The organism is Bacteroidales bacterium (assembly GCA_018334875.1).
Lineage (GTDB): Bacteria > Bacteroidota > Bacteroidia > Bacteroidales > UBA12077 > JAGXLC01.
Genome location: JAGXLC010000018.1, coordinates 1 through 17,800, shown reverse-complemented (window position 1 = coordinate 17,800; position 17,800 = coordinate 1). Strand labels below are relative to the sequence as shown.

General features: G+C 41.8%; 14 protein-coding genes. 8 read left to right on the top strand and 6 right to left on the bottom strand.

Annotated features, from left to right (window positions below; genetic code table 11):
• Window positions 1–124 precede the first annotated feature (124 nt).
• Window positions 125–496 carry a carboxypeptidase-like regulatory domain-containing protein gene (locus KGY70_03080; GenBank protein MBS3774149.1) on the top strand — a complete coding sequence of 124 codons (372 nt, stop codon included), beginning with the start codon at window positions 125–127 and terminating at the stop codon, window positions 494–496.
• 199 nt (window positions 497–695) lie between these two features.
• A complete protein-coding gene (locus KGY70_03075) occupies window positions 696–1,388 on the top strand; it encodes a peptidoglycan DD-metalloendopeptidase family protein (protein ID MBS3774148.1) in 693 nt (230 codons plus the stop codon).
• A 133-nt stretch (window positions 1,389–1,521) separates the two neighbouring features.
• Here KGY70_03075 and KGY70_03070 read toward each other — a convergent pair whose 3' ends face one another.
• From KGY70_03070 to KGY70_03060, 3 genes are all read right to left on the bottom strand, one after another.
• Window positions 1,522–1,989, bottom strand: a complete 468-nt coding sequence (locus KGY70_03070; GenBank protein ID MBS3774147.1) for a toxin-antitoxin system YwqK family antitoxin — start codon at window positions 1,987–1,989, stop codon at window positions 1,522–1,524.
• Between the two features lie 149 nt (window positions 1,990–2,138).
• On the bottom strand, window positions 2,139–4,955 hold the full coding sequence (locus KGY70_03065) for a TonB-dependent receptor (protein ID MBS3774146.1): 2,817 nt from the start codon (window positions 4,953–4,955) through the stop codon (window positions 2,139–2,141).
• A 94-nt stretch (window positions 4,956–5,049) separates the two neighbouring features.
• The gene (locus tag KGY70_03060; protein ID MBS3774145.1) at window positions 5,050–6,753 is read right to left on the bottom strand and encodes a hypothetical protein; all 1,704 of its coding nucleotides are present in this window, start codon (window positions 6,751–6,753) and stop codon (window positions 5,050–5,052) included.
• Window positions 6,754–6,978: 225 nt separating this feature from the next.
• Between KGY70_03060 and KGY70_03055 the strand changes: the two genes are divergently transcribed.
• The 6 genes from KGY70_03055 (at window position 6,979) to phoU (ending at window position 12,671) form a co-directional block, all read left to right on the top strand.
• Window positions 6,979–7,674: a response regulator transcription factor gene (locus KGY70_03055; protein MBS3774144.1), complete on the top strand. Its 696-nt coding sequence runs from the start codon at window positions 6,979–6,981 to the stop codon at window positions 7,672–7,674.
• A 591-nt stretch (window positions 7,675–8,265) separates the two neighbouring features.
• Complete coding sequence (locus KGY70_03050; protein MBS3774143.1) at window positions 8,266–9,315, top strand: PstS family phosphate ABC transporter substrate-binding protein; 1,050 nt, start codon at window positions 8,266–8,268, stop codon at window positions 9,313–9,315.
• A gap of 7 nt (window positions 9,316–9,322) precedes the next feature.
• The gene (gene pstC / locus KGY70_03045) at window positions 9,323–10,210 is read left to right on the top strand and encodes a phosphate ABC transporter permease subunit PstC (protein ID MBS3774142.1); all 888 of its coding nucleotides are present in this window, start codon (window positions 9,323–9,325) and stop codon (window positions 10,208–10,210) included.
• Window positions 10,203–11,060, top strand: a complete 858-nt coding sequence (gene pstA / locus KGY70_03040; GenBank protein ID MBS3774141.1) for a phosphate ABC transporter permease PstA — start codon at window positions 10,203–10,205, stop codon at window positions 11,058–11,060. Before pstC ends, pstA begins: the two co-directional genes overlap by 8 nt.
• Window positions 11,061–11,118: 58 nt before the next feature.
• A complete protein-coding gene (pstB, locus tag KGY70_03035; protein MBS3774140.1) occupies window positions 11,119–11,964 on the top strand; it encodes a phosphate ABC transporter ATP-binding protein in 846 nt (281 codons plus the stop codon).
• 29 nt (window positions 11,965–11,993) lie between these two features.
• A complete protein-coding gene (gene phoU, locus KGY70_03030) occupies window positions 11,994–12,671 on the top strand; it encodes a phosphate signaling complex protein PhoU (protein ID MBS3774139.1) in 678 nt (225 codons plus the stop codon).
• Between the two features lie 61 nt (window positions 12,672–12,732).
• Here phoU and KGY70_03025 read toward each other — a convergent pair whose 3' ends face one another.
• The 3 genes from KGY70_03025 to KGY70_03015 all read right to left on the bottom strand — a co-directional run bounded on the left by KGY70_03025 (window position 12,733) and on the right by KGY70_03015 (window position 17,552).
• Complete coding sequence (locus KGY70_03025; protein ID MBS3774138.1) at window positions 12,733–15,015, bottom strand: inorganic phosphate transporter; 2,283 nt, start codon at window positions 15,013–15,015, stop codon at window positions 12,733–12,735.
• Between the two features lie 484 nt (window positions 15,016–15,499).
• Window positions 15,500–16,108 carry a bifunctional nicotinamidase/pyrazinamidase gene (pncA, locus tag KGY70_03020; protein MBS3774137.1) on the bottom strand — a complete coding sequence of 203 codons (609 nt, stop codon included), beginning with the start codon at window positions 16,106–16,108 and terminating at the stop codon, window positions 15,500–15,502.
• Window positions 16,109–16,130: 22 nt separating this feature from the next.
• On the bottom strand, window positions 16,131–17,552 hold the full coding sequence (locus tag KGY70_03015; GenBank protein ID MBS3774136.1) for a nicotinate phosphoribosyltransferase: 1,422 nt from the start codon (window positions 17,550–17,552) through the stop codon (window positions 16,131–16,133).
• Window positions 17,553–17,800: the final 248 nt, after the last annotated feature.

Below are 17,800 nucleotides of genomic sequence, written 5' to 3'. Positions count from 1 at the left end.
AATTTTAACAAAAATTTAACGCAAATATCAATTAAGGTTAAGATCAATTTAACACCTCATTGAAGGGAACTACCTAGATTTGCAACTGTTATTTTATTGAATCAAATACAAAAAAGTTATACCAATGAAAAAACTAGTTGCAATTCTTATGATGGCTGCCCTGATGGCTGGTTTTAACTTACAAACCATGGCAATGGGCGACGATGAAGACGACAGGAAGGATAACAATACTACTATGACCACTTCTTTAAAAGGCCAGGTGGTAGATGAAAGTACAGGTGAGGCCCTTACAGGGGTTAAATTGATGATTAACGGGAAAGATGTATCAACTTATACCGATTTTGATGGCCATTTCACTTTTCAAGGCTTGAAACCCGGAGAATACGCTATTGAAACCTCATTTATCTCTTATAAGAATGAGATTTATAATGACGTTACATTGAATTTGGACGAACAGAATGAGGTGATATTAAAAATGAAAAGTATAGAAGAGTAACACCATCTATTTCCAGGTTCGGGCAGATGGATTTCTGCCGTCATTATTTCACCGGTTTTTTCGCACAAAAACCGGTGTTTTTTATGATTTGTTTAAAATTTTGAAAATTTCCATTGAATAAATAAAAATAATTGTAGGATTATTATGAGTTTTCCTGTAACTTCGGCCTTCAAATAACAGAAAAAAATTTCTCTATATCATGTATAAATCCAGGCAATTAGAAGCGGTATTAGAAAAGTATAATGACACCATTGAACCCATAATGAAATTGGGGGTCAACAGGGAGGATTTTGTAGAGATGGACTTCACCAAAACCAATCAGAAGCTTAAAAATATTAATATTAATGATACTGAAGCTTTCAAAGCGTATATTCAATCTGTACTGAATAACTATAAAAAACTAGGTATCGGAGGTTACGGAGAAGACCGGATCATATATCATCAAAGTTCTATATTTAACGGGGGGAAAGGAAAAGGAGTTCGCACCATTCACCTGGGAATCGATATATGGGTGCCGGCCGGTACCATCATTTATGCCCCGATTAATTCATGGGTTCATAGTTTTCGTGACAACAACAAGTTCGGAGATTATGGTGCTACGATTGTTCTGGAGCATCATTTGAATGATGTAACTTTTTATACACTTTACGGACATTTAAGTCGATCATCCCTTAAAGGTTTAGAGGAAGGTATGGAGATACTTAAAGGGGATGATTTTGCCAGTATTGGAGATTCGGATGAGAATGGGCAGTGGCCTCCACATTTGCACTTTCAACTGATCAGTGATATGTTGGGCTGGAAAGGCGACTTTTATGGCGTTGCACCGGTTACTGACAAGGATTACTACATGAACCTGTGCCCGAATCCTGAGAAGATGCTGAAATTTGAGTAGGAGATAATGAGTAGTGAGTAATGAGTTTTGAGACAAATGTCCTCTGAACCAGCATCTAACTCACATTCACTCAGCTCACGTCACTCACATACTCATAACTCATAACTTACAACTCATAACTCACAACCCATTACTAGTTTTCCCCGAATTCCTTCGTTGCCACGAGGTTGCCGTTTTTATCGTAATTATACCATTTGCCCGTTTTTTTCCCCTCATCATATTTCATTCTGAATCGCAGGGTGCCATCGTCATCCCAGATTTTCCATGTACCATTCTTTTTACCTTTTTTATAAACTGCCCGGGCAACCTTAATGCCGTTTTCGTTCCATGTTTTCCAAACACCATGCATTTTCCCATTCTTATAGGAGCGGACTTCTTTTTTGGCGCCGTCTTTGAAATAAACCACGGATTTGCCGTCCAAAACCCCGTCTTCTATATTGAATTCACCCTTTATATTGCCATTTTCGTAGTACTTTTTGTTGATACCGGTAAAAAGCTCCCCCTCCTGGGTGTAATATTTACCCTCTTCCCTGGTCACCTCCTGCGAGCAAACAATGACAGGCAGTAAAAACAGAAGTAAATATGTAATTGTTTTTTTCATGATTGTTCTTTTTAAGATTTATACCACATGTTCTATTATTGATTACGCCAAATTTAAGAAAATGTTATTTCAGTATTAAATACATGTTAATTATTTGTGGGGCTGGATTGATAGCCCCTAACTCTGCAATTGAGTGAGGAATTTTATGATTATTCAATTGCGTACTTGATTCCCACTGAGAATTTTCTTCCCTCTGCATGTTTTAGACTATACCGGTCACCACTGTCGAAATGATGCGCTTCTCTGTATTTGGAGTTCAAAATATTGTCAACAGAGGCATCAACAGTAATTTGCTCCCCAATTTTCTTTTCGACACTAAAATTTAAGGCAGGTCGCGGTAATTCGTATATGTAAGGTGTACTTCCTTTAGTGATAAGACTGAGCTTTTCTCCGCTCACATGAAAACCCATTGTTGTGCTAAGACCTCGCTGGTTGTTTTCGTAGTTCAAATAGGCGTTAGCTATATAGGGAGCCTGACCCAGCATGGGCCGGGTATCTTCCCTGTCGGGATCTCCCACCCGGATATCCTCCAACACATCTTCCGGAATTTGTACCGCTGATTTGACATAGGTAAAATTTCCACCCAGATAGAAATTGCTTAATGCATCCACAAAATCCAATTTTTTCCTGAATTCCAATTCGGCACCATATAACCTGGCACCTTCGGAATTTACATATTTGATCTCATAATTTTGTGTTTCAACCAATAGCTTTTGCTCAATGGGATTCTGAAAAGATTTATAGAAACCACTGACTGCTATTTTTTCCCCTCGCTTAAAAAAGTATTCCCATCTTAAATCCAGGTTATCGATAAGGGCTCTTTGTAAGTCCGGATTCCCGTAAACATAAAACCCTGATTTATAATCGTAATAAGCAGTACCAATCTCCTTAAAAATAGGTCTGGCTAATGTTCGGGTAAGGCCAAGGCGCAGGTTCATATCTTCCTGAATGGTGTAGGTCATATTCAGGGAAGGAAGAAAATCTGTTTCTTTCAATTCTCCGCTTTTGTATGTATCTGCGTCCTCATCTACCTTGTTTTCGGTGAAAATGTAGGAATTTTCCATTCTTGCGCCGGTGACGATTCTCCAGTTATCAGCTATTCTCAGATCTATCATTCCGTAGGCGCTTAATACTTCTTGTTCTGCCCTGTAACTATTATTCAGATCGTTCCGGTGATCATTGGTATAATAATATCCCAAAGGTCTGGAAGATGAAATCATATAGTTGTTCAGATAATATTCCGGCTCTCCGGTGGGAAAACTGGTCATATTATAAGTAAGGGAGAATTTTGTATTATTCAGGTTTCGGTTTTTGTTTGAATATTCAGCTCCCACTTTCAGTTTTGAATCGCCTTCGAAAATTTTTACCGGTAATTCCAAATTTACTTTGGTATGAAAGTTTTGTTCGTTCATATTTCTGTAAAACCGGGCTGGTGTAGTGTTGGTCTTTAACTTATAGTTGGACACTTTGCCATTGTTTATTTCATACAGATTTTCAAAAAACCTGAGATCTGGTTCTTCCTGGTGCATGTCCGTATAAGCCCCCATCCAGTCGATGACCATTTTGTTGAGTGAAGGCAATACATGTTTTCCGTGGACTTGGTAAGAATCGAAGCCGCGTTCCAGAAATCCGAGATTCCGGTCGGTATTTTGCCTGTTTTCATAAAAGAAATAGCCATCCTGATAACGGGCATTTTTGGTGCCATTTTGTGACTTCAGATAACGCACCCCCAATTTGTTGTTATTGGACAATTTGTAATTCATGTTTAACAGCCCGGTAATGTTCACTTTTTCGCTTCCTCTTTCATCCTCCATGATTTTTAAGGGAGAGGGTGTATTGCTTTCTTCATATATACCATATGTTCCTTCATTGTAGTAGGAGAAGTTTCTGGTATAGCTAACAGCAGCATTATAACCGAGGGGATTACCCAGAAAGTCGGTTTGGTTGCCTATAGAGAACTTGTGATTGTGATCCAAAAAGGATTGTTTTTCCCGCGGAGCCATTGTTTTATTAAATGATTGGCTGATATCCATTAATTCTTCGGTGGTGAACTGTCCCTGAACAATTTGTCCCAGATCGTCTTCAATCATTCTGTCTAATGCTTGGTCTGCCCGGTCGGGGATAGCTCTGGTGCCGTCATCTCTTCCCAACCAGTCTGTGTTTCCACCCTCATAGCTTAGAAAGTTGTTATTCAGGTGTACCTGGGGGTTATAACCAAATGAAGAGGAGAATTGAAGCGTAAAATTGGAGGGAAAATCCTTGGTTACTACGTCGACCTGGCCTCCGGTTGATTCACCTGGCATATCAGGAGTGAATGTTTTATGCACCTCAATGTTTTCAATGATGTTGCCCGGGAAAATATCCATCTGCACCGTATTTTTTTCAGGGTCCAGAGCCGGAATATCGGCCTGGTTAAGTGTTATTTTGGTATAGCGACTTCCCAGGCCCCTTACATATATATATTTGTCATCCTGAACAGAAACACCGGTGACCCTTTTCAAAGCCTTAGCTGCTGTGGCATCACCCAGTTTGTTAATTTGTTCAGAAGATATCCCATCCATCACTTTAGAGGATTTTTTCTGAAGAATTTGCATGGCATTCTCAGAGGTTCCTCTGGCTTCTGCCGTAATCACCACCTCACCGATTTCTGTATCCGCTTTTCCAAGATTAACATTGAGCTTGGTAATCTCGTCACTCTGAATTTTTATGTCCTCAAATACCTTGGTTTCATATGATACAAATGAAACCTGGATGGTATATACTCCGGGCGAAAGTTTAAGGCTATAATTGCCGTCAAAATCCGAGATGGTCCCTATGGTTTTGTTTTTGACTTTTATGGTGGAACCAATAAGGGTTTCGCCGGTTTCTTCGTCCGTGATCTTACCGCGAAGTGTTCCTTTTTGTCCTAAAACCAAAGAAATGTTTATCAACAGGATGATCAGTGTTAATACGCTTCTCAGCTTCATTTTCAGTTTGTTTTGATTTTGTGCAAAAATGCAATAAGCTGCCGGTTTAAACACCCGGCAGCTTATTAAGTTTATATTAAATAAAGTTTACCTTTTAGTTACTCCCGTCTATTTTATGAAAAATGTTGTCTTTAATAACAAGATGATCATTGGTCAGCATGTCATAGCTGCTGCTTGCTTTATCATCCCTGTATTCTACTTCAATCCCCTCACCGGTGTTTACAAAAATCGAGTTTGCATAAGTTCCGCCTGCATTGTCGCGGAAAGTGATCAGATTATCACCATGTCCGATATAGGTGGCATTGTAAATTTCAGGTGTGGCATACGGTTCCGCTGCCTCGGTATCACCTGTTCCGCCGTCGTGTTCACCCAATCGGTCACCCGCATCGTCAGACTGGATGGTTGCCCAAAACTGGCCCTTACCGTGGAAGCCTTCATCATAGTCATAGGAGTCATCTCCGCAGTATGAAACGAGCAGATTTTTGGTATCGGCAGCTCCGCCAAACCATTCCACTCCATCGTCTACGTTGGCTATTACTTCGATGTAACGAATTTCGGTACCGTTTCCAACACTTGCTAATGTAAGACCGTTAATTTCATTGCCCTGGCCTATGTCAGTACCACCGTGACGAATGGAAACATATTTAAGGATGCCGGAGTTATCGGAGTCATCGTTACCGCCATAGTAAGCCTCATAGTTTTCAGGAATGCCTTCTACACGTTTATCCGTGGAATTGTTGTTAGTTGCCTTACCCAGAACGATCAGACCACCCCATAATCCGCGAACTTCTTTATTATATCCATCTCCGTGGTAAGTATCGTCATCTCCTGTGAATACAATGGGTTTATCGGCTGTACCTTCGGCGTGAATCTTTCCACCCCTCTTCACGATCATAGCACTTGCATTTTCCCCCTGTCCGGGTTTTCCCTGTACCATGGTACCTGCTTCTATGGTCAAAGTGGCTCCGTCTTCCACAAAAACAAAACCGTCGAGTTTGTAAAGTGTTTCCTTGTTCCAGGTTTCGTCGGATGTTATATTATCGGTAATGGTTACTGTATCATCGGAATTGTAATCATATACATCGTCCATTCCATAAGTTAAAGTCCATCCGGCGGCCCAGTTATCGCCATTTGGATCGAAGGCTCCCTTATAGGAAACATCCTCAAAGAATCCACCGGGGTTAGAAGCGGCACTTGTATTGGCTCCCAATTCCGGAAGGCTGGCGGCCGGGTCTCCGTTATATCCCAAATTCACCGTGTCGTTGTTGTTATCGGTCAGATGGGATTTCAATACCGATTTGTAATCGCCTGGTAGGGTTCCAGCTTCTTCATAGGCAATAAGCAGTTTTTCATAGATATCCGTTTCACCTTCCATCTTAGCCAGCTTATCGGTAACCGAACCGGATTGAATGGGATTTCCATCCTCATCATAAGCAGCACCTTGTGCTATTTCAACCTGTATCGTCTCCTCACCGGTAGCTTCCTGGCTGGAGATTGTCAGGGAGATATCCGCACTGTTGTCACCTGCTGTATGGGTGACGGTAAAGTCGGTGATCTCCAGATCTTCTGCATCGAGGGTGACATTAAAGCTGCTTGCATCCAATGCACCAGTGGCATCATCGTTCTTGTAAATCCCTTCACTGAAATAAACAACTGCTTTTGAATTGTCGCTTTCGACATCCACAGATACCAGTTTGGGATTTTCTACTTCAGGCGTTTCGTCTTCTTCACAGGCGGTAAACCCGATCATTAAAGCAAGAAGAATACCTGTACCAATTTTTAAAATAGATGTTTTCATTTTGTTTTTCATTTTTAAATTCAACATTTGATTTTGTTTAAATGATCAGTGCAAATAAATAGCATATCAAATTACCCGATGTTATTTCATGTTTAATGTTACATTAAGTAATTTATAAATGAGATCACACGTTTAACTTTCATTTAAAATGGAGTTAAAGAAAAATTAGCGTTCTTTTAATAAGAATTTCTTTATTTTGAACCATTCATTTTAATCCAGTAACCCATGGAAAACAATAGTCATAAAATTTTACTTGTTGATGATGAACCCGACGTTCTGGAGTTTCTCGGGTATAATTTAAAAAAAGCCGGATATCAGGTATATTCCACACAAAATGGCAGGGATGCCATTGAGAAAGCAAAAGAAATAAAACCTCACCTTATCCTTCTGGATGTGATGATGCCGGAGATGGACGGAATTGAAACATGTGATAAAATGCGGCAGAATAATGATCTACAGAATACTGTTATTGCATTTCTTACTGCCCGTGGAGAAGATTATTCCCAGATAGCAGGATTTGAGGCTGGAGGCGACGATTACATTACCAAACCCATTAAGCCCAAAGTGCTGTTAAGCCGCATCAAAGCATTGCTAAAACGCTACAAACAAAAGGCTGAAGTAGAAGAAACCGAAGAAACCATTATAAAACAATCAGACCTGACCATCGACAAGGAAAAATACCAGGTAAAAAAAGGCGAGAAAGAACTGATCCTGCCTAAAAAGGAATTCGAGTTGCTCTTGCTGCTCATTTCCAAACCCGACAAGGTCTTTACCCGGGACGAGATTTTTTCCAGGGTTTGGGGAGAGGATATAGTTGTCGGTGACCGGACCATCGATGTACATATCAGAAAATTGAGGGAAAAAATCGGGGGTGAGCACATCAAGACAATCAAAGGCGTGGGGTATAAGTACGTAGACTGAAATAGATCTTGTGTTTCGGGACCCGGGTCTCGTATTGCCATTAGCTAAATAGTGTTTGTCCATAAAGTCAAAGAGATTTGAAAGAGTCTCGTCTGGAATGTTCGCTGGCAAGGCTTGCGAGTTTTGAATGACAAATGTAGAGACGTACGGCCGTACGTCTCTACCAGATGTAATCGACTGGCATGAAAAAGAGCGTAACACAGCCAGCGGATATTATAGACAGACTCTAAATAGAATGCATTCCTGCCCACACGCTGTCGCTGAAGCTTTTGCGTAAGCAACCCTAACAAAGTGAAGGGGGATTGAATGCATGAATGACCATCTTCGTCTAACTCCCGTCAAGCCATCCATTACAATTCAATTTAACATTAAGTTAACATTGACTTAATACTCATTTTGTAATTCCTTAATGTAGGTTTAACAGGTAATGTCTGTTTGTAATTTAATTTTGAAACACATTAACAGTGAAAACTGAAAATCTGATATAAAATTATACGGTAGAAAAATCAAACAGTTTGTTGCTTCATTAAGATGGCAATAAGCAATAAATAAATTAATAAAAATATTGAGGCGCGTTAAAAATTAAAATCTATGAAGAAGAACACACATGGAAAAACGACCCCTGGTTCTGCAGTTTTGAAGGTCTGTTCCTTTTGGCCATTTGGCAAGGGACTTGATCAAATAAAACGTTGGGTATTAAGGGCAGTTCCGGTGTTGGGTTTAGTGATTTTGAACTCATGTGGGGGCGGAGGACAGCAAGGCGGTGATTCACTGGACGGACGGATAAGAATCGACGGATCCAGTACAGTATATCCCATCACGGAAGCCATTGCCGAGGAATACCGTAGCGAACAGCCGGATGTAAGGGTCACCGTGGGAGTATCCGGGAGCGGTGGTGGATTCAAGAAGTTTACGCGGGGAGAAACGGATATTTCTAATGCATCCCGGCCCATAATGGAGCAGGAAATAGCCCAGGCTAAGGAAAATGGAGTGGAATATATTGAGCTTACTATTGCCTATGACGGTATAGCAGTTTTGGTCAATCCTGATAATGACTGGGTGGATCATTTTACTGTAGAGGAGCTTGAAAAACTTTGGGAACCTGAAGCACAGGGAAAAATTACCCGTTGGAATCAAATCCGTCCCGAATGGCCTGATGAAAAGATCAATTTATATGGGCCCGGTGTAGCTTCAGGAACATACGATTACTTTACAGAAGCGATCGTGGGCCAAAGCGGATCCAGCCGTGGCGATTTCACAGCAAGTGAAGACGACAATGTGCTTGTTCAGGGAGTTGCCGGCGATAAGTATGGAGTGGGTTTCTTCGGCCTGGCTTATTATGAAGAAAACGCGCAGAAGTTGAAACTGGTCGGGGTTGATAATGGTGACGGAAAACCAGTAAAACCCACTATTGAAACAGTGGCCAGCAATACGTATAAACCGCTCTCCCGTCCCGTATTCATTTATGTGAGGAAAGAGGCTGCCAAAAAGAAAACCGTAGAGGACTTCGTCCGATATTACCTGAATCAAGCCGGAAATCTTGTCAAGGATGTTGGCTATGTTCCCCTTCCCGAGGAACAGTACAAAGAGGAATTGGCCAAATTCAAGAAATTTATAGGAGAATCTTCAAATAGCAGTTAGGCAATTGATGGTAATTGGAAAAAAAACAAGAGAAAAAACGATGGAAGTGCTTTTGGGGGGAAGCGCTTCCATAACCATATTAACTACTCTTGCAATTATTTTTACCCTGCTGTATGAATCGGTAAGCTTCTTTGGTGAAGTATCCATCGGCGAGTTTCTCACCGATAAGCAATGGACTCCTTTATTTACTGATAAACATTTCGGCATCATGCCGCTGCTCAGTGGTACATTGCTTACTTCATCGATTGCCATTGCTATCGCCATACCGATAGGTTTATCCATAGCCGTTTTTTTAAATGAATATGCTCCCAAAAAATTCAGATCAACGGTCAAGCCAATGTTGGAGCTTCTGGCTGCCGTTCCAACGGTTGTCTACGGATTTTTTGCATTGATCGTGGTTACTCCGTTTCTTAAGACATTGATACCCGGTATAGCCACTTTCAATAGTTTATCAGCAGGCATAGTTATGGGCATCATGATCATACCCTATATATCTTCACTCAGTGAAGATGCTTTATTTGCCGTTCCTTATTCCTTGCGGGAGGCATCCTATGGAATGGGATCAACGAAGCTTCAGACAGCATTCAGGGTTACAATCCCCGCGGCTTCTTCGGGTATTGTGGTATCGATTATTCTGGCCATATCCCGGGCCATTGGGGAAACCATGATCGTTACCATTGCAGCGGGTCAGCAACCCAACCTGACTGCCAATCCGCTGGTTCCCATTGAAACCATGACCGCTTACATTGTGCAGGTAAGCCTGGGCGATATTCAGCACGGTACATTGGAGTACAAAACGATTTTTGTAGTGGGTCTGACGTTGTTTATATTCACCTTTTTGTTGAATACGGTTAGCCATTGGCTAAAGAACAAGTACAGGGAGAAATATGAGTAAATTTTTGATCAACAGGATAAAGGACAAAGCCTTTCAGGTTTGGGGCCTCATAGCAACCCTCATTGGTATTGTACTGCTTGCTGTTTTCATCGGAGACATTTTCATGGACGGCATTCAACGCCTGGATCTCGACTTTTTGAGAAGCCTTCCCTCCCGTTTTCCTGAAGAATCAGGCATAAAAGTGGCAATGATGGGATCGGTATGGATAATGGGGCTTACAGCGCTAATTTCTTTTCCGCTGGGAGTTGCTGCTGGCATCTATCTTGAGGAGTATGCAAAAAAGAACAAGTTTTCTTCTTTCCTTGAGATGAACATATCCAATCTTGCCGGCGTGCCCTCTATCATATACGGATTGCTTGGTATCATGATTTTTGTCAGAACCCTTGGATTTGGCAATTCACTGCTTTCCGGAGCTATGACGCTTTCTTTGCTCATTCTGCCCATTATCATTGTTGCCACCCGTGAGGCCATTAAGGCAGTGCCTGATTCCATCAGGCAAGGATCTTACGGAATGGGTGCCTCAAAGTGGCAAACAATATGGTATCAAGTATTACCAGCTTCTTTTGGGGGCATACTTACAGGAGTTATTCTGGCATTATCAAGAGCCGTAGGGGAAGCAGCTCCGCTTATAGCTGTCGGTGCACTGGCATACGTGCCCTTTGCACCAGCTTCACCGATGGATGAATTTACCGTGCTGCCCATCCAGATATTCAACTGGACTTCACGGCCCCAGCATGGATTCATCATCAATGCCGCTGCAGCCATCCTCGTCTTGCTGGCCATAACATTGCTGATGAATGGTATGGCCGTTTTGCTGAGGTACAGATGGCAAAAAAAGCTTACAGGATAAAGCAATTGTTTAACAAAAAATTAAAATTAGAAATATGCAAGCTACCAATACATTAGATATGGCAATAGACCAGAAACAAAAGGATGTTAACCTGCAGGTTAATAACATCCGAAAAGATGATACAATAGGGAAACAGCGTGTTGATAATAATTCGGTTATCATCAGGACGGAAAATTCAAACGTTTATTACGGCAAATTCCAGGCCATAGCAAATGTGAGCATGGACATAAAGAAAAATGCCGTTACTGCCTTTATCGGACCATCCGGATGTGGTAAATCCACTTTCCTTCGTTTGTTTAACAGGATGAATGATTTTATTGATAATTTCAAACATACGGGTAGCATTACCATCGATGGAGTGGATATCTACAGGGATAAGGTAGAAGTGGAACAGCTCAGGAAAGATGTGGGCATGGTTTTTCAGGCTCCCAATCCATTCCCGAAGTCAATCTTTGATAATGTTGCCTATGGCTTAAGGATACAGGGCATAAAGAATAAAAACATCCTTCAGGAAAGGGTACAGGATGCTTTGCAGCAGGTTGGCCTTTGGGGTGAAGTTCGCGATGACCTCAAGCGAAATGCTTTGTCATTATCCGGTGGTCAGCAGCAGAGGCTTTGTATTGCAAGAACATTGGCAGTGAAGCCTTCGATCATCCTGATGGATGAACCCACTTCAGCCCTCGACCCGATATCCACTTCCAGATTGGAAGATCTGATCACTAAATTGAAGGAGCATTATACCATCCTGATCGTAACACATAACATGCAGCAGGCAGGACGGATCAGCGATTATACGGCTTTTCTCTATATGGGTGAGCTTATAGAATACGATACCACCCATAAGTTGTTTACAAATCCTGAGTACAAAAAGACCGAGAACTATATCACAGGCCGGTTTGGATAACGGAGTTGTAGAAGATACAAAAAATTATTATGAATTATCAGGAAAGGGAATTGCAAAAGCTGAGGTTGTCTCTGGTTGTTATGATGGATTATACCAAGGATCAGCTTCAAAAAGCGAAGCGGGCGCTGATCAATGAAGATCTGGATTTGGCCGAAGAGATCATTCACAATGAGGGCCGGATTGATGCGTTTGAATTAAGCATTAACAGCGACTGTGAGAACTATTTGGCACTACATCAGCCTGTGGCAGGAGATCTTCGGTTATTGATTGCCCTGATGAAGTGTGTTACCAGTACTGAGAGAATTGGCGATCATGCCAACGGAATAGCCAAATATATGCTCAACCTGCATTCCCATTACAGCAAAGATCTGATCAAAAAACTGGAGCTGGCTGCCATTTTTGATCAGGCCGATGATATGTTTGACAATGTAATTGATGCCCTGGAGAATGAAAATGCGGATTATGCCCGGAAAGTATTTCGCAAGGACAAATATATCGACAATAAAAACCAGGAGTCAGCCAACATCATCTCTGCCTTTTATTCCCAAAAGAAGGAGGAAGATGTCCTCAATGGCCTTTATCTTTTCCGGAGCATGGATAAATTGGAGCGGGTAGGGGATTTAATCAAAAACATTGCCGAAGAGATCATCTTCTATCTGGAAGCTAGAGTTATACGACATTCCAAAAACAAAAATAAATCCTCATAAGATACTGATAAACAAATATCTGGTAGCTTGCAGAACAAATCACCTGCCGGAAAACTCTTGTTTATCGGTCGGGTGATTTTGTTTTTATCATGTTTCTCTGGTTGGTGATGAAATCTCTTTGGGCTTTAAGCAGGTTCACCGTATGGAGTGTGAAGTTTTTCATTTCATTCAGCAATTGCAGAAACAGAATGCTGTTTTTGGTGCTGGTTTTTTTCTTTTTGACTCGCTTAATCTGTGATTTTCTGCATTGGGCAATGTAATTCAGCGTTTCTTGCTGTTGCTGGATAACTAGATCACCCATTTTTTCAAAACTGTTGTTTTCAATGATGTGCATCGCATTAGTGAAAAGGAGGGTGATCTCTTTATTCAGGTTCATTAGTTCCTGAATTTGGTTTTTATTCAGGCTTTTATGTTGGTTTGCAATATGTTCATAGCTTGGCTCCGCAATTAAATTGAGTGAATGGGCCATTTCTCTGAGATAATCGGTTACCTGAACATAATAATGGCCTGTTTCAATATCGTCTTCCTTCAGCTTATCCAATGTCCAGTGGACATTGTCTTTAATGCTCTTGGCTTCTTCATTGAGTTTCTTTACGGTTTTGTTAATATCTTTAAGTTTCTTCCTGTCTTCTTCGGATATAGCCGTCAATGTTTCATTGAAAGTATTGATGACTGTGTTCAGTATATTATTGATTTCTTTGGTGCATTTTTCCAGAATGTTTCCGTCTTCGATCTGATCTGCTGTGATCTCTTCCAGTTCTTTTTCCCTTTCTGATCTTTTTTTGTGGATGGCATGGGTTCTGATCAGCAAGAAAAGGGCTAAAAGCAACATACCCACAATGGCAATGATACCTCCGTAGGTAATGATGTTCGCTACAATAAAAGACACGGTAAAGGCAATCAATGCAGTAAAGAACCATCCCCCTATTACGGTCAGCAAGCCGGTTATTCTGTATACGGCACTTTCTCTTCCCCAGGCTCTGTCAGCCAGGGAGGTGCCCATGGCTACCATGAAAGTTACATAGGTAGTTGACAAGGGTAGCTTCAGGGAAGTAGCAAAGGAAATGATGATACTGGCAACAGTCAGGGTTACGGAAGCCCTTACCAGATCGTAGTGGGCTTTGTCCTCTTTTTTGGTTTGCTCCTTTTCCGGCGTTTGGTCCAGGTTAAACCTTTGATCGATCTTTTTTTGCCAGCTTTTTGGAAGCAATCCTTTAATCATGGTATTAAGCTCAATTGCTTTTCTGACTATTATCCTGGAAAATCCGGAAGCACCGAATCTTTCATAGCCTTCGCTTTGCCTGCTCAGGTTGAGCTCGGTTTGAGTAACCGACCGGGCTTTTCTTGAGAAATATAGTGTAATGACCATGATAACGCCGGCAGTCAGGAGCAGGAAAGTATTGGTTTGAACACTTCCGGTCAAGCCTTCCATTAGTAAAGAATCGGGTGATGCACCGGGTGTGGCATTAAGTTCCTGAAATGATTTGAATCCTGCAACAGGCACGCCGATAAAATTCACCAGGTCGTTACTGGCAAAAGCAAAGGCTAAAGCAAAAGTTCCTATCAGAACCACACCTCTGAATACATTGACTTTGGAAATCCAGAAAAGCGCCTGAAGTATAAACGTCCAGCCCACAAAACTTATAAGAAGGATGGGGGCCGCATTCTCCTGAATCCATTGGTATCCTTGATCAGTGATCAGGGAAGAATCTTTGGCTCCTTTAATGAGGATAAAGTAGGTGATGGCTGCTATGGCCAGACCACCCCAGACTGCTCCGAAATATTTCAGGTATTTTTTATAATGGAAGGTAAAAACCAGTCTGACAAAATATTGAACAATGGCCCCTATGATAAATGCTATGATCACCGACAACAGAATACCCGAAATAATGGCCAGGGCGTTTGCTGAGTTGATATATCCTCCGAGGGTACTGGCAGTTTCATTTTCCGACCCCAGTTTTATCAGTGAAACAGCCACGGCTGCACCCAGCAGCTCGAACACAATGGATACGGTGGTTGAGGTGGGCAGGGCAAAAGTACTATACAGGTCGAGGAGCAGGATATCCGTGAGCATCACTGCCAGAAAGATCATCATGATCTCGGAGAAATAAAACATCTCGGGATGAAAAATCCCTTTTCTGGCGACCTCCATCATACCGCTCGAAAAAGTTGCCCCTATAACGATTCCCGCGGCGGACACAGCCATGATGATGTAACGGGGCGCTGCTTTTGAACCGAGCGATGAGCTCAGGAAGTTAACCGCATCGTTGCTCACACCTACTACCAGGTCGGAAACAGCTAGTGCGAAAAGAACAATAACGATAATCAGATAAAGATTTTCCATAAGGTTCTTTTCTGAATAAAAATTGACAGATGCAAAGATAGCTATATGAGAAATTGAAAGAATTCTGTTAATGTTAAATTAATGTTAAATTTAAATTAACCCAGAATTATTTCGGTTGATTCATTGGGGTTGGTGGGGGAAGAGAATTAGCGAGGCAAGACGGCACGATGGAACGACAGCAAAATGGTACGACTATACGACTGGCACGACTGCACGAAAGAAGGATGGCAGGAAAGAACGATGAAGTGACTTAAGCGATGGGGTAAGCATGCGACAAAGCGGAATAAAGCTACAGGAAAATGAATGTAGCTACTGTCAACCCGAAACCCGGGACACGAAACCCGAAACGATCGTACGAAGGCACGACTGGCAAGACTGTAGGATGGCACGATAGAGTGAGTGAGCGAAAATTCAGGAAGTTTTTGGTGATTGGTAGGGATCTTGTCACCCAATAACCAATCACCCAATCACCCAATCATTATCTTTAAATTTCGTCCGCTTTAACAAACTTGGCGCCGGCCTGTTTCATCTCATCCAAAGCCTGTTTCAGTGAACCGTCAACATCAATGCCCCGGATGGCATCTTCCACTACATAAACCTTAAAACCTTCCTTAATGCCGTCGAGTACCGACCATTTTACACAAAAGTCGGTGGCAAGACCCGTAACGTATAATGTGTCGATATCCCTGTCATCCAGATAACCCGTTAATCCGGTTGGGGTCTCCTGGTCATTTTCATAAAATGCCGAATACGAATCAATGGATTTTCGGAATCCTTTTCTGATGATCAGTTGAGTAGGCTGTGTGTCCAGCTCCGGATGAAATTCGGCCCCCTTTGTTTGCTGAACACAATGATCGGGCCACAGCACCTGTTCACCGTAGTTCAGTTCAGTTGTGCCAAATGGTTCTTTCTCTTTATGGGAAGAGGCAAAGGACCAGTGTTCTTTTGGATGCCAGTCCTGTGTTTGTATGACAGCATCAAATTTTTTATTGAGTTTATTGATCACCGGAACTACTTCATCTCCCCGGGGTACTTCCAGGGCTCCTCCCGGGCAAAAATCATTCTGTACATCCACTATGAGCAATGCATTCATATTACCTCCCTTTTTTATTTCATCATTCCGACTGATTTCTTAATTCCTTAACAAGTTGATTTCTAATATTGTTTAATTTTGTTGAGATACCGACTTTGTATATATGGGGCATCTCAAATCTCTGATGTTCCTCCGGCAGATGGCTCAATCTTTCTTTTACGTAGGACTGAATCTCCGACGGGGATTTTTCCCCGATCAATATATCTCCTTTTTCATATACCTTTTGTTGCAGCATTTCCTTCTTCAATCCTTTCAGCTTGCATGTTTTATCCATTTCATAAGGATGAATCATCCGTTCGGGATCTTCTTCGTCCTCCATGGCGATACAATCGGCATAGAAATAGTTCTGTCCGTTGTAATAACGAAATACTTTTTTCAGGCCGGGCAGGGATATTTTCTGATAGGTATCGGATATTTTCAGTTTGGGTTCATTTTTGTTCATAGCAAGCTTATATACACCGTCAAGAGCTGCGGTGTTCTTGCCTGTTATCAGTTCTGTCCCTACCCCGAATCCGTCAATAGGGGCTTGCTGCTCCCAAAGGCTTCTGATTACATATTCGTCAAGCTGGTTTGATGCCAGAATCTTGGTTTCCTGAAGTCCTGCATCATCGAGCATTTTCCTGGCTTTTTTGCTGAAATAAGCCAGATCCCCGCTATCCAGCCGTATGGCCTTGAGCTGGTAGCCTTTCTCCTTCAATTCATGCCCAACTTTTATGGCATTGGGAATTCCCAGGTTTAGCGTGTCGAAGGTGTCTACGAGAAGAACGGTATTTTCGGGAAACACTTCGGCATATTTCCTGAAAGCTGTCAGTTCATCATCAAAGCTTTGTATCCAGCTATGGGCCAGGGTACCCGTAATTTTTACGTTATAACGGTAACCGGCCAGTACATTCGAGGTGGAATCGACACCTCCGATGATGGCAGCCCGGCTGGCCTGAAGTCCACCCAATCCCTGGGCGCGGCGAAGACCGAAATCACTTACCATTTTGTTGCCGGCCATACGTCTGATTCTGGAAGCTTTCGTGGCAATCAGTGATTCAAAGTTCAGGTAATTGAGTAGCATGGTTTCAATTACCTGGCATTCGATGATATTGCCTTCCACCCTCAAAACTGGCTCGACCGGAAAAACCACCTCACCTTCCGGCACACTGGTGATGGTACCGTGGAAGGAAAACCCCGAGAGGTATTCGAGGAATTCTTCTTTAAACCCGTTCTTCCTGAGATAGTCAATGGATTCTTCAGAAAAGGCGAAGTTTTGAAGGGCTTCCAGCAAATTCCACAATCCGGCAAAAATTACGTAGCCCCCTCCAAACGGATTATCTCTGAAAAAATAGTCAAAAGCGGCAGGTTCATCTTTCTTTCCGGAAAAATAATATCCCTGAGCCATGGTAAGCTCATATAAATCTGTATATAAACCTGTATGTTCTCTTAAAGTATTCATCATTTCGGCCTCCTTTCCTACTCAACTGTTATTACATCAATACAGGATTATTGTTCAAATCTTTACACTGATATATAGCCCGAATTATTTAAGAATAATTAATTCTTGTTCAAGTTTATTAGAATTTTGTATTACAATATCATATTGCTGCAAAGCTTAAGTAATTCAGATCAACCCCCATTGAACCCGCATATTAATCATTTTCTTGTAGCAAAACTCAGTGGATGCGGGTTTCTGACGCTATTGAAAAA

Bases quoted from the DNA above. Each gene is read 5' to 3' on its own strand.
- KGY70_03080 (MBS3774149.1), top strand. From the start codon at position 125: ATGAAAAAACTAGTTGCAATTCTTATGATGGCTGCCCTGATGGCTGGT.
- KGY70_03075 (MBS3774148.1), top strand. From the start codon at position 696: ATGTATAAATCCAGGCAATTAGAAGCGGTATTAGAAAAGTATAATGAC.
- KGY70_03070 (MBS3774147.1), bottom strand. From the start codon at position 1,989: ATGAAAAAAACAATTACATATTTACTTCTGTTTTTACTGCCTGTCATT.
- KGY70_03065 (MBS3774146.1), bottom strand. From the start codon at position 4,955: ATGAAGCTGAGAAGCGTATTAACACTGATCATCCTGTTGATAAACATT.
- KGY70_03060 (MBS3774145.1), bottom strand. From the start codon at position 6,753: ATGAAAACATCTATTTTAAAAATTGGTACAGGTATTCTTCTTGCTTTA.
- KGY70_03055 (MBS3774144.1), top strand. From the start codon at position 6,979: ATGGAAAACAATAGTCATAAAATTTTACTTGTTGATGATGAACCCGAC.
- KGY70_03050 (MBS3774143.1), top strand. From the start codon at position 8,266: ATGAAGAAGAACACACATGGAAAAACGACCCCTGGTTCTGCAGTTTTG.
- pstC (MBS3774142.1), top strand. From the start codon at position 9,323: ATGGTAATTGGAAAAAAAACAAGAGAAAAAACGATGGAAGTGCTTTTG.
- pstA (MBS3774141.1), top strand. From the start codon at position 10,203: ATGAGTAAATTTTTGATCAACAGGATAAAGGACAAAGCCTTTCAGGTT.
- pstB (MBS3774140.1), top strand. From the start codon at position 11,119: ATGGCAATAGACCAGAAACAAAAGGATGTTAACCTGCAGGTTAATAAC.
- phoU (MBS3774139.1), top strand. From the start codon at position 11,994: ATGAATTATCAGGAAAGGGAATTGCAAAAGCTGAGGTTGTCTCTGGTT.
- KGY70_03025 (MBS3774138.1), bottom strand. From the start codon at position 15,015: ATGGAAAATCTTTATCTGATTATCGTTATTGTTCTTTTCGCACTAGCT.
- pncA (MBS3774137.1), bottom strand. From the start codon at position 16,108: ATGAATGCATTGCTCATAGTGGATGTACAGAATGATTTTTGCCCGGGA.
- KGY70_03015 (MBS3774136.1), bottom strand. From the start codon at position 17,552: ATGATGAATACTTTAAGAGAACATACAGGTTTATATACAGATTTATAT.